A 12,901-nucleotide genomic window follows, 5' to 3' on the forward strand; every position below is an offset into this window, starting at 1 on the left:
GCAAACACTGTACCTGTGGCGAGGGAGCTTGCTCCCGTTGGGCCGCGAAGCGGCCCCAGCTCTTTGTTTAAAACGACTGGGACTGCTACGCAGTCCAACGGGAGCAAGCTCCCTCGCCACAGGTTACTTTTCGCTCTTGCTGCTTCTTAGCTGACTGGTCTTAGGGCTTGACCGCTCCCTCATTCGAACGTCCCCCAAAGGGCTGCGGTGCCAGTTAAGTGCGGAAGCGGATGACCAGCTGATTCAACGTCTGCGACAACGCCGTCAATTGCTGCGCATCCTGGCGTGTAGAGTCGGCCAGGCTTGCCACTAATTGCGCATCCCCATGAATCTGGCTGATATGCCGATTGATGTCTTCGGCCACCTGGTGCTGCTCTTCGGCGGCGGTGGCGATTTGCGTGTTCATGTCGCGGATCACGTCGACCGACTCACGGATCAGGCCAAAGCTGGCCCGTGCGTCGTTGATCGACACCACCGTTTCCTGGGACACCTCCAGGCTCGCATGCATCTGCTTGCCCATCTGGTGAGTGCGGCGCGCCAGGTTGCCGAGCAGCCCGTCGATTTCACCGGTGGAGTCCGAGGTGCGCTTGGCCAGCGCGCGCACCTCGTCCGCCACTACCGCAAACCCACGGCCCTGCTGGCCCGCCCGCGCGGCTTCGATGGCGGCGTTCAGGGCCAGCAGGTTGGTCTGCTCGGCAATGGAGCGGATGGTGCCGAGGATCGACTGGATGTCATTGCTGTCTTTTTCCAGCTGCTCCATGGCCTGGGCGGAGTGGCCGATTTCCTCGCTCAAGCGCCCGACACTGCTCACCGCTGCGTCGATCTGCTGCTGCCCGGTGTGGGCCTGGCGCTGGCCGTTATCGGCCGAGTCGGCAGCCTGGCTACAGGAGCGAGCGACTTCGTTGGAGGTGGCAACCATTTCATGAAACGCCGTCGAAACCATATCCACCGCTTCGCGCTGTCGCTCGGCGACTTCGGCCATTTCCACCGAGACTTCGGTGGCACTCCCGGAGCTGCTGTGGATCTGCCCGGCCGCCTGCCCGATGCGCTGGATCAGCGTGCGGATCGCTTCGAGGAACTGATTGAACCAGCCGGCCAGTTGCGCCGTCTCGTCACGCCCCTTCACTGCCAGGCGCGCGGTCAAGTCACCTTCACCTTGGGCGATGCCTTCCAGGCCGCTGGCCACGCCGCGAATCGGCTTGACGATCAGCCCGGCAAACCAGGCCCCCGCCACCGCAAACAGCACACCACACACCAGCGCGATGGCTGCAATCAGCCAGGTCAGGCGCGCCGCGCCGGCCATCACTTCACTCTCGCGCACCAACCCGACAAACCGCCAGCCCAAGGCCTTGGACGGCCACACCAGCGCCATATAGCGCTCACCCGCCAACTCGACCTGCACCAGGCCTTGGTCGGCTTCGCTCAACTGACGATAGCCATCGCCCAGTTGGCCGAGAGGCTTGAAATTATGGGACGGGTCATTCGGGTCCACCAGCACCGTGTTGTTGGCTTCCATCAGCATCAGGTAGCCGCTTTCGCCCAGCCTGATCTGCTTGACCAGGTCGGTCAGTTGCTTGAGGGACACGTCGATGTTGACCACCCCGCTCACCTTGCCCTGGCGGTCGTTGAAACTTTGCACGGTGCTGACCAGCACCACATCGTCGGCAGCCCAGTAATAGGCCTAGGTGCGCAGGGTCTTGCCCGGCTGGGCCATGGCGGTCTTGTACCAGGGGCGTGTGCGCGGATCGTAGCTGGCCAGCTTGGGGTCGCCGGGCCAGAACACATAACCGCCGTCCTCGGTGCCCAGGGACAGGTAGGTGTAGGCCGAATGACTCTGGGCCAAGCCTTCGAACAGCTTGAACACCTGCTCGTCGCGCTCGCCGGGTGCGACTTGCGCGGCATCGCTGGCCAGGTAGCGTTTCACATCACCCTTGATACTCTGCAGTTGCGGGTGCGCGGCCAGGTAGCTGACGTTCTGGCTGATGCCTTCGAAAAACAACTGCATCGCGTTGCCGACCTGGCGGATCTCGCGCCCACTGCTGTCGATAAAGCCATCCCGTGCCTCATGACGCACATTGAGGATGATCAGCACAGCCACCAGCATTACCGGCAGGCTGGCGATCACCGCAAAGGCCAGGATCAGTTTTTGTTTTATGTTCATCTAGCTCGCTTTCCTTGTGAGGTGACGGTGCGACCGTTGGAGAGAAAAGTTTTGCGGATATTCCGTATTATGGTATACCAACAATCAATCCGCCGAACAGCTGTCATCACTGGCACGCTTCAACGTGGCGAGAGTACTTAAGGGCCCGCAGCCGACAGGCCGATCACAATAGATCCGAGGTAAGCGTCATGAAGTTTTCCCTGTTCGTACACATGGAACGTTGGGACGAAAGTGTCAGCCACCGGCAGTTGTTCGAAGACTTGACCGAACTGACCCTGATGGCCGAGGCCGGCGGTTTCAGTACCGTATGGATTGGCGAACACCACGCCATGGAATACACCATCTCGCCGAGCCCGATGCCGCTGCTGGCTTACCTCGCGGCCAAGACCACCACCATTCACCTGGGCGCCGGCACCATCATCGCGCCGTTCTGGCACCCGTTGCGGGTGGCGGGTGAATGCGCCTTGCTCGACGTGATCAGCAACGGGCGCATGGAAGTCGGCCTGGCCCGTGGTGCTTACCAAGTCGAATTCGACCGCATGGCCGGCGGCATGCCCGCCTCCAGCGGCGGCCAGGCGCTGCGCGAGATGGTGCCGGTGGTGCGTGCGTTGTGGAAAGGCGACTACGCCCACGACGGCGACATCTGGAAATTCCCCACTTCCACCAGCGTGCCCAAGCCGATCCAGCAGCCCAACCCGCCGATGTGGATCGCCGCCCGCGACCCGGACTCGCATAACTTCGCGGTGGCCAACGGCTGCAACGTGATGGTCACGCCGCTGATGAAGGGTGACGAAGAAGTCCTCGACCTGAAAAACAAATTCCAGGCCGCCCTCGACAACAACCCTGGCGTACCACGCCCGCAACTGATGGTGCTGCGCCACACCCACGTGCATGCCGCCGATGATCCGGACGGCTGGAAAGTCGGGGCCAAGGCGATCTCGAAGTTCTATCGCACCTTCGATGCCTGGTTCGGCAATAAAGAGGTACCGGTGAATGGCTTCCTGGCGCCGAGCCCGGAAGAAAAATTCGCCGCCCGCCCGGAGTTCGAACTGGAAAGCCTGCACAAGACCGCGATGATCGGCACGGCCGAAGAAATCATCCCGCGCATCCGCTACTACCAGGAACTGGGGGTGGATGAGTTCAGCTTCTGGTGCGACAACAGCCTGCCCCATGCCGAGAAGAAGAAGTCGCTGGCGCTGTTTATCGAGCAGGTGGTGCCGGCGTTTCGTTGAGTCAGCCCAGCCGCAGGCCACTGGTTGCTTTCAACCACGCCTGCGGCCCAAGTGCCAACTGACCAACTGATAACCCCCCAACAAGCTCCCCGCCAGCAGCAATGTCCATTGCACGCTCAGCGCCGCCGCCAACAGGCCGGCCAACAACCCGCCGATGGCTTCAAAGCCGAAACGCATGGCGATGTAAAACGCGATCACCCTGCCCCGCAGCGTTTCCGGCGCGGCGCTTTGCAGGGTCATGTTGCTGCTGACATTACTGACCGTAATCCCGAACCCCAGCCCGGCGAGCGCCGCCAGGGTGAACCCCAACGGCGGGTTGGCGGCCACCGCACACAGCGACAGCGCACACACCAACGTACCCAGCACGATGATGCGGCTGAGCCGCGAGTGACTGCCGGCGAACGCCAGGAAAATCGTGGCCACAAACGCACCGGCACCCGCCGCGCCCCATAACCAGCCGAGGGTTTGCGCATCGCCGCTGAACACGTGCTTGGCCAGAATCGGCAGCAGCACCGTGTAGCAGGAGGCCAACAGGTTGACCATCACCACACTGATCAGCAGCCGCCGGATTGCCAGCGTGCTCCAAAGGTAGTGCAAACCTTCGCGGAAAATTTGCGCCGTGGAACCTTGGGCCCTGGCCTGCGCCCGGCTTTGCACCTTGCCCAGGCCAATCAGCAACATGCCGAAGGCGATGGACGTCAGCAGGAAGCAACCGGCCTCGCCGCTCCAGTTGATCAGCAAACCGGCCAACGGCGGGCCGATAAAACGTGCGGCATTGATCAGCATCGCATTGAGCACAAGGGCGTTGGGCAGGTCTTTGGGATCGTCGACAAAACTGGCGATCAAGGCTTGGCGCAGCGGCGTTTCCAGGGCGTTGAGCAACCCCAGCAACAGCGCCATGGCGATGATCACTTCGCGGCCCATCCACTGCTGCCACGTGAGCACGGCCAAGGCCAGGGATTGCAGGGCCAGCGTGGCCTGCACGGCCATCAGCAGGCGGCGCTTGTCGTGGCGGTCCGACCAGGCCCCCGCCAGCGGCCCCACCAGCAACTGCGGCAACAGCGTCAGAAACGCAATCGCCCCCAGCAGCACGGCCGAGCCCGTCAGGTGGTAGGCCAGCCACGACAGCGCGACCTGTTGCACCCACTTGCCGAGGGTGGAGAGGCCCTGGCCGACGAAGTAGATCTGGAAATTGCGATGGCGCAGCGCGCGTACAGGCGCCGGCCAGCGGGAGGGGGAAGCAGGATTCAAATAAACTCGCAGCCCTTTTGTGTGAGCGATTTCAGGACCCAGGTGCGGTCGTTCTCGCCCAGCGCGATCTGTTCAAGCTGCTTCTGTTCAGCGGCATGCTTGGCGTAGGCGCGATCATACACCTCGCCGACCTGATCGAAAGGCACGCAGAGCAAGCCGTCTTCATCACCGATCACCAGGTCTCCGGGCTCGATGACCATGCCACCGAGCGCAATCGGCACATTGACCTCACCCGGACCATCCTTGTAAGGGCCGCGATGGGTGATACCGGCGGCGAACACCGGAAAGTCACCGGCCCCGATGCTCGCCGCATCGCGAATCGCGCCGTTGATCACAATGCCGGCCACGCCCTTCTTGATCGCGTACGCCACCATCATTTCGCCGATGAGCGCGTTGCTCAGGTCACCGCCGGCATCCACCACGATCACGTCACCGGGCTGCGCGATATCCAGCGCGTGATGCAGCATCAGGTTGTCGCCGGGGCGCGCCTTGACGGTCAGCGCTGGCCCCACCAGTACGCCCTTGTGGTGCATCGGCTGCAGGCTGGCGCCACCGGCGGTCATCCGATTCATCGAATCGCTGATGTTGGCGACCGGCACGCTGCGGTAACGCTCGACCCACTCGGCAGCGACCTTGCGTTGCTGCTTGAGCACTCTGAATCCGATGGACATGGGGCATTCCTCTGGTGGTTTTTATTAAGTGTTATTTGTTTAAAATGAAACGCTATTTCAAAATTAACACCACCTTTTAAAACTGACAAGACACCCTTCGCAGCCATTCGGCAGGCGACGAGTGGCACAAATCGCACCTTAAACTCTATATACCATGGGTAATCACTGGGTCGCAGACAACCGTAATAGTGAGTTTTTTGTTTCAGAGCAAAAATTATTTATTGAAACGCCATTTCATTATGGTAGCTTTCAATCACTGTTGAGCGCTACGACGAGTCCTCAACTGCACACAGATAAGAAAACCAAGGTGCGCACAATGACCCGAACCCTGCTGCTGACCGGCCCGGAACTGACCCCCGAAGCCATGGCCCACGCCGCCTCCCACGGCGTACGCGTGATCCCCACCACGCCCTATGCACCTGCCGACGAACTCACTGCGATCATTGCCCGCGAGCAACCCGACGCAATCATCGTGCGCCAGGGCAAACTGACCCGAGCAATGATCGACGCATCGCCCGCGCTGAAGATCATCGCCAAGCACGGCGTGGGCTACGACACCATCGACATTGCCGCCGCCGCCGAGCGCCGCATCCCGGTGACCATCGCCCTGGGCGCCAATGCGCAATCGGTGGCCGAGCACGCACTGGCACTGATGTTCAGCGTGGCGCGCCAGACCGCACTGCTCGATGCGCGCATGCGTGACGGGCATTGGGACAAAGCCACCAGCGTCGGCATCGAGCTGTCCGGCAAGACCCTCGGGCTGGTCGGCCTGGGCGCCATCGGGCGAATCCTGATGGACCTGGTGACCCCGCTGCGCATGACCGTCAAGGTGTTTGACCCGTACCTGAGCAGCCTGCCGGACCTGCCGAACGTCGAGCGCGCCGAGGACTTCGACGCCTTGCTGGCGAGCTGCGATATCATCAGCCTGCATTGCCCGCTGACCGAGCAGAACCGCAACCTGTTCGGCGCGGCACAGTTCAAGCGCATGCGCCCGCGCAGCATCCTGATCAATACCGCGCGCGGTGAGCTGATCGACACCGAAGCGCTGGTGCAGGCGCTGAGCACCGGCCAGATCGCCGGCGCCGGCCTCGACACCTTCAACCCCGAACCGCCACCGGCTGACTCCGCGCTGTGGGGCCTGCCGACCCTGGTGGCCACCCCGCACGTGGGCGCCAACACCGCCGAAGCGCGGGATCGCGTGGGCCTGCTGGCCTTGCAACAAATCATCGATTTCTGGGACGGCAACGCGCTGGAACCGCGCGCAGTGGTTAATCGCCAACTGTTCGCAGACTGATTGAACGCACATCGCCCGGCCTTCGCGTAAAGAAGGACGGGCTCATCACGCTTCTCCAAAAAAAACAAAATGGGAGAGAGTCATGTCTACCAGTTCCACCGACATCAGCGCCATTGAGCGCTCAACCATGCGCAAGGTGGCGTGGCGGCTACTGCCGTTCCTGATCCTCTGCTACCTGCTGGCAATCATTGATCGCGGCAACATCGGCATGGCCTCCCTGCAGATGAACCAGGACCTGGGCCTCACCCCGGCGATCTTCGGCTTTGCCAGCAGCTTGTTCTTTGTGTCGTATTTCCTCGTGGAAGTCCCCAGCAACCTGGCCTTGCAACGGTTCGGCGCGCGGGTATGGATTGCGCGGATCATGATCACTTGGGGGATTATTTCCGCCGGCACCGCGTTTGTGACCGGCGCCAATTCCCTGTACGTGATGCGCTTTTTGCTGGGCGCGGCCGAAGCCGGGTTTTTCCCGGGCGTGCTGCTGTACCTCACCTACTGGCTGCCGGCGGCATACCGAGGGCGCATGGTGGCGATTTTCATGGTCGCCATTCCCGGTGCCAACTTCATCGGCTCGCCGCTGTCCGGACTGCTGTTGAGCCTGGATGGCTGGTTTGGCATGCGAGGCTGGCACTGGCTGTTCATCATCGAAGGCATCCCGGCGGTGCTGCTGGGTATCGCTTGCCTGTTCGTGCTGACCGATCGCCCCGAGCAGGCCAAATGGCTGAGCAGCGAGCAACGCGGCTGGCTCACCGGCCGTCTCGATGAAGAGCGCAGCCGCAAGACCGCCATCGGGCATATCTCTCTGTGGAAACTGCTGCGCCACAAGCACATCTGGGTGCTGGCGCTGATCTATTCGGGCGCCTCGGCGGCCGGCAGCACCATGAGCGTCTGGGCCCCGCAATTGCTCAAGACCTTTGGCCTGAACAACCTGGAAATCGGCCTGGTCAATGCCATCCCCTACGGGCTCGCATCGATCCTTATGATTCTGTGGGGGCGCAGCTCCGACAAGACCGGTGAGCGCCGCTGGCACACCGCGACCACCTTGCTGTTGATCACTGCGGGCTTGCTGCTGGCGTTGGTCACGTCGTCGCTGGTGGCCACGGTAATCATGCTGTCCATGGTGCTGATTGGCGCGTATTCGATGAAGGGGCCGTTCTGGGCGCTGGTGTCGACCTGGCTCTCGTCCTCCACCGCCGCTGCCGGCCTGGCCGCCGTGGGGGCAATGGCCAACCTGATTGGCGGGGGCGTGATGGTCAACGTTTACGGCACGATTCATCACGCCACCGGCAGCTATGCCCTGGCACTCTTGCCACTGGCAGCACTGTGTGCGGCCGGCGCGGTGATGGTGTTGTTGATGGGCCGCAAGCAGATGAAGGAATTGGCCGGCGCGCCGGCTTTGTCCTGAAATCGCTGCGCAGTCAATTGCTTGGCATTGCCCCTCGCGGGCAATGCCAGTATTTTGCAGCGTACCCGCCCAACCACAAGGAGCAACCCCATGGTAAAAACCCGCCCGCGCCCCGCAGTCACCGGGGTTGCTTCGGCTGATCGGGTGCTGACCGTGCTCACGGCGTTCAAAATGGGCGATACCGCGCTGGAACTGGCCGAGCTGGCGGCGCGCACCGGGTTGATCAAAAGCACCATCATGCGTTTGATGGTGTCCCTGGAAGACCACGGCCTGATCACGCGCCTGGCCGATGGCCGTTATCAGCTGGCCACCGAGATCATGCGACTGAACACGGTGTATCAGGACGGCCTCGACCTGGAGCGCCACATCACCCCGCTGCTGCACCGCCTGACCCAGGAAACCGGGGAAACCGCCTCGTTCTATGTGCGCCATGGCGCCTACCGGATGTGCCTGTACCGGGTCAATTCGCCCCACCATCTGCGCCTGCACCTGCAACCGGGCGACACCCGCCCCATGGATGGCGCCGCCGGTGCCGAAGCCTTGCGCACCCCCTACTCCCTGGCCGCCAGGATGATCAAACCGATCTTCTCCCACGGCGCCACCGACCCCCACGCCTCGTCGATGGCCCTGCCGATTTTCGGCCCCGGGGAAAACCTGATCGGCGCCCTGGTGCTGTCCGGTCCGGCCAGCCGCCTGACTGCAGAACAGGCGCAAACCCTGCATCCGCTGTTCCAGCAGGCCGCCGTTGAGCTGACCCGCAGCCTGGGTGGCGATGCACTGGCGGGTGGAGAACCCCCACAGAAAAAACCTCGCAGCAAAAAAACCACCACGGGCTGAAGCCCTACCCGGCTCAAATGTGGGAGGGGCCGTGCCCCGATGACGGTGTGTCAGTCAACTTATTGGGTAACTGAGCCATTGCCATCGGGCGCCAGCCCCCTCCCACATTTTCCTCCAAGCTTGCCTACACTCTCTCAACACACGCGACATTTAGCCTCAGCCTACCCTCACAGAACCTGTAATAGTCTATTGCAGGACTCTAATGTACTAACCAGTTACTTATCTTGCTAAAATCGCGTCTTTGCCCTCTCTCACTCGAGTCTTTTCGATATGAAACGAGCATCGCGCGCCACTGGCGTCTCTAGATTCTTACTCCTGGGCCTGGGCGTGATCATCGCCTTGCTCGGCCTCGCGCTTGCCGTCGGCGGCGTTAAACTGGTCAGCCTGGGAGGTTCCTGGTACTTCCTGGTCGGCGGTGCGGTGATGGCCGTTTCCGGCCTGCTGATTGCCCTGCGCAAACCGGCCGGCGCGTGGTTATTCGCGGCGTTTCTGCTGGGCACCGCGATCTGGGCCGTGGCCGACGTGGGCCTGGTGTTCTGGCCGCTGTTCTCGCGGGTGTTCATGTTTGCGGCCATCGGTATGGTGGTGGCGCTGGTTTATCCGCTGCTCGTCAACAAGCCTGCCCGTGGCGCCTATGGCGTTGCCGCCGTGCTGGCAGTGGGCGTGGCGGTGGCAGCAGGCAATATGTTCGTTGCCCACCCAAGTGTCGCCCCGACCGGTGCCGGCCCTGGCATCACCCCCGTAGCCCCGGCCGATGCCCAGAAAGACTGGGCCCACTACGGCAACACCGAAGGCGGCAGCCGCTTCGCAGCGCTGGACCAGATCAACCGTGACACGGTCAATAAGCTCAAAGTAGCCTGGACCTACCACACCGGTGACGTGGCGATCAGCGACGGCAACGGTGCCGAAGACCAACTCACGCCCCTGCAGATCGGCAACAAGGTGTTTATCTGCACACCGCACAACAACCTGATCGCCCTCGACGCCGACACCGGCAAAGAACTGTGGAAGAACGAGGTCAACGCCAAATCGGCGGTGTGGCAGCGTTGCCGGGGCATGGCATACTTCGACGCCAGCGCGCCGATTGCCCAGCCGACCCAGCCCAACAGCTCGCCGATCATTACCGCCAGCGTTCCTGCCGGTGCGCAGTGCCAGCGTCGCTTGCTGACCAACACCATCGATGCACGCCTGATCGCCGTGGATGCTGACACCGGCAAGTTCTGCGAAGACTTCGGCACCCACGGTCAAGTGGATTTGAAGGCCGGCCTGGGTAACGTGCCGGACAGCTACTACCAACTGTCCTCGGCGCCGTTGATGGCCGGCACCACCGTGGTGGTGGGTGGCCGCGTGGCCGACAACGTCCAGACCGACATGCCGGGCGGCGTGATCCGTGGCTTCGACGTGATCACCGGCCAGATGCGCTGGGCTTTCGACCCGGGCAACCCGGAAGACAAAAAAGCCCCGGCCGACGGCAGCACTTATGTACGCAGCACGCCGAACAGCTGGGCGCCGATGTCCTATGACCCGCTGATGAACACGGTTTTCCTGCCGATGGGCAGCTCGTCCACCGACATCTACGGCGTGGAACGCACCCAGCTCAACCACAAATACGGCGCCTCGGTACTGGCGCTGGACGCCTCCACCGGCACGGAAAAGTGGGTGTACCAGACCGTCCACAATGACCTGTGGGACTTCGACCTGCCGATGCAGCCAAGCCTGATCGATTTCACGCCGCCAGGCAGCGACAAAGCCGTGCCGGCAGTGGTGATCGGTACCAAGGCCGGACAGATCTACGTGCTCGACCGCGCGACCGGCAAGCCGCTGACCGACGTGCAGGAAGTCCCGGTCAAGGCCGCCAATATCCCTAACGAGCCCTACTCGCCCACCCAGCCAAAGTCGGTCGGCATGCCACAGATCGGCGCGCAGACCCTGACCGAGTCGGACATGTGGGGCGCCACGCCGTTTGACCAGTTGCTGTGTCGCATCGACTTCAAGGGCATGCGCTACGACGGCCTGTACACCGCGCCAGGCACCGATAAATCCCTGAGCTTCCCGGGCTCGCTGGGCGGCATGAACTGGGGCAGCATCTCCACCGACCCGGTGCACGGCTTCATTTTCGTCAACGACATGCGCCTGGGTCTGTGGATCCAGATGATACCGTCGCAAAACAAGGCCCAGGCCTCGTCCGGTGGCGAAGCACTGAACACCGGCATGGGCGCCGTACCGCTCAAGGGCACGCCGTATGCGGTGAACAAAAACCGCTTCCTGTCGGTGGCCGGCATCCCGTGCCAGGCGCCGCCGTTCGGCACCCTCACCGCGATCGACATGAAGACGCAAAAGGTCGCCTGGCAAGTGCCGGTCGGCACCGTTGAAGACACCGGCCCGCTGGGGATCCGCATGCACCTGCCGATCAAGATCGGCCTGCCGACCCTCGGCGGTACCCTCTCCACCCAGGGCGGCCTGATCTTCATCGCCGGCACCCAGGACTTCTACCTGCGCGCCTTCAACAGCGGCAACGGCGATGAAATCTGGAAAGCCCGCCTGCCGGTCGGCAGCCAAGGCGGTCCGATGACCTACGTGTCGCCGAAAACCGGCAAGCAGTACATCGTGGTCACCGCCGGTGGCGCACGTCAGTCCACCGACCGTGGCGACTACGTGATCGCCTACGCCCTGCCATAACCCTCTCCAGGCGCGGTGCCCCCAGCACCGCGCCTTCTGCTTTGGAAGACCCCGCATGACCCCCTCTTCTCATCTTTCCCTTGGGCGCCTGTTGCTCGGCCTGGCCCTGGGTGCCGCCCTGCCTGTGCAAGCGGATGACACCACCCTGACCGGCGACTGGGGCGGCCTGCGCCGTGAGCTCGACGAGCAAGGCGTGCGCTTCACCGGTGACTACAGCGGCGAAACCGCCTACAACGCCCACGGCGGCCAGCATCGTTCGGCGCGCTACTCGCAGAACGTCAAGCTCGGCGTGCAGTTCGACCTGGGCAAGCTCTATGGCTTCAACAAGGGTGACCGCATCCAGCTCACCCTCAACGACCGTCGCGGCAACAGCGCCTCCGAAGACCTGGTGGGCAACCGCCTGCCGATCCAGGAAAACTACGGCGGCCTCTACACGCGCCTCACCGAGCTGAGCTACGAGCGCACGCTGTTCACCCCGGAGCTGAACCTCAAGGTCGGCTACATGGCCATGGGCAACGACCTCGGCGGCCTGGACAGCGGCATCCTGTGCAACTTCATGAATGCCGGCTTCTGCGGCCACCCGCTGAACATGTCCGGCGGGAGCGGCTGGACCAACTACCCCAACGCACGCCTGGGCGCACGGGTCAAATACGACTTCTCGCCTGCCTGGCAACTGCGCGTCGCCGCGTTCAATGTCGACCCGGACAGTAACGGCGACTCCAGCCGCGCCTGGCACCTGAGCCCCAAGCACACGACTGGCACCGTAGTACCCATCGAGCTGGTGTACAAACACGCGGGCAGCCTGCCGGGTGAATACAAACTGGGCTATTACTACGACAGCTCCGACGTGAAACGCATTGGCAGCAACAAGTCGGTCAGCGGTCGCGGTGGTCACTACCTGCTGGTCGACCAGGCGGTGTGGGCGTCCGACTCATCCGCCGGCCGCGTGCTGCATGCCTTCGGCCAATACTCGGCAGCCAGCGAAGCGGCCTCGCCGTTCAGCAAGTGGTACGGCGCGGGCGTAGTGCTCTACAAGCCGTTTGAGGGACGGCCACGCGACACCCTGGCCTTGGGGTATGGGCGTGCCGTACCCAACCCCCGCAGTCGCGACGTGCAGGAACTGGCCGCCTTCAACGCCGGGACCGATTATCCCAACCTGAACAATGCCGAACAATTGATCGAACTCAGCTATGGCTACCAGGCCACGCCGTGGCTCAACCTGCGCCCGGATGTGCAATACATCATCGAGCCAGGAGCGTTCTCCGGCGCGGATATCGACAACGCGCTGGTGGTCGGCCTGCAGGTCAAGGCAGTGTTCTAAGCGCTCAGCCCACTCCCACATTTCATCTCTCGCATTCAGTCTGAATACGAGGC

9 protein-coding genes and 1 pseudogene are annotated in these 12,901 nt (G+C 62.8%); 6 read left to right on the forward strand and 4 right to left on the reverse strand.

What is annotated here, in order from left to right; all coding sequences use genetic code 11:
- Positions 1-214: 214 nt before the first annotated feature.
- Both K7431_RS18845 and K7431_RS31440 read right to left on the reverse strand, forming a co-directional pair.
- Positions 215-1,657 (reverse strand): methyl-accepting chemotaxis protein, encoded by a 1,443-nt coding sequence (locus K7431_RS18845; protein ID WP_442081902.1) that lies wholly within the window; start codon positions 1,655-1,657, stop codon positions 215-217.
- A gap of 290 nt (positions 1,658-1,947) precedes the next feature.
- A pseudogene (locus K7431_RS31440) lies at positions 1,948-2,161 on the reverse strand (methyl-accepting chemotaxis protein); the annotation flags it as partial.
- 188 nt (positions 2,162-2,349) lie between these two features.
- Here K7431_RS31440 and K7431_RS18850 point away from each other — a divergent pair.
- Entirely contained in the window at positions 2,350-3,393 is a 1,044-nt protein-coding gene (locus K7431_RS18850) for an LLM class flavin-dependent oxidoreductase (protein WP_012723539.1), read from the forward strand.
- 30 nt (positions 3,394-3,423) lie between these two features.
- On the opposite strand, the gene K7431_RS18855 is transcribed toward K7431_RS18850, so the two are convergent.
- Both K7431_RS18855 and K7431_RS18860 read right to left on the reverse strand, forming a co-directional pair.
- Entirely contained in the window at positions 3,424-4,644 is a 1,221-nt protein-coding gene (locus K7431_RS18855) for an MFS transporter (protein WP_012723538.1), read from the reverse strand.
- Positions 4,641-5,315 carry an RraA family protein gene (locus tag K7431_RS18860; protein ID WP_012723537.1) on the reverse strand — a complete coding sequence of 225 codons (675 nt, stop codon included), beginning with the start codon at positions 5,313-5,315 and terminating at the stop codon, positions 4,641-4,643. Before K7431_RS18860 ends, K7431_RS18855 begins: the two co-directional genes overlap by 4 nt.
- A 316-nt stretch (positions 5,316-5,631) precedes the next feature.
- Between K7431_RS18860 and K7431_RS18865 the strand changes: the two genes are divergently transcribed.
- The 5 genes from K7431_RS18865 to K7431_RS18885 all read left to right on the forward strand — a co-directional run bounded on the left by K7431_RS18865 (position 5,632) and on the right by K7431_RS18885 (position 12,848).
- Entirely contained in the window at positions 5,632-6,609 is a 978-nt protein-coding gene (locus tag K7431_RS18865) for a hydroxyacid dehydrogenase (RefSeq protein ID WP_012723536.1), read from the forward strand.
- 82 nt (positions 6,610-6,691) lie between these two features.
- A complete protein-coding gene (locus tag K7431_RS18870; protein WP_012723535.1) occupies positions 6,692-8,011 on the forward strand; it encodes an MFS transporter in 1,320 nt (439 codons plus the stop codon).
- A gap of 90 nt (positions 8,012-8,101) precedes the next feature.
- Positions 8,102-8,848 (forward strand): IclR family transcriptional regulator, encoded by a 747-nt coding sequence (locus K7431_RS18875; protein ID WP_012723534.1) that lies wholly within the window; start codon positions 8,102-8,104, stop codon positions 8,846-8,848.
- A 270-nt stretch (positions 8,849-9,118) separates the two neighbouring features.
- A complete protein-coding gene (locus K7431_RS18880) occupies positions 9,119-11,527 on the forward strand; it encodes a glucose/quinate/shikimate family membrane-bound PQQ-dependent dehydrogenase (RefSeq protein ID WP_012723533.1) in 2,409 nt (802 codons plus the stop codon).
- Positions 11,528-11,582: 55 nt separating this feature from the next.
- Complete coding sequence (locus K7431_RS18885) at positions 11,583-12,848, forward strand: carbohydrate porin (protein ID WP_012723532.1); 1,266 nt, start codon at positions 11,583-11,585, stop codon at positions 12,846-12,848.
- Positions 12,849-12,901 lie beyond the last annotated feature (53 nt).

The organism is Pseudomonas fluorescens group sp. (assembly GCF_020093335.1).
Lineage (GTDB): Bacteria > Pseudomonadota > Gammaproteobacteria > Pseudomonadales > Pseudomonadaceae > Aquipseudomonas > Aquipseudomonas petroselini.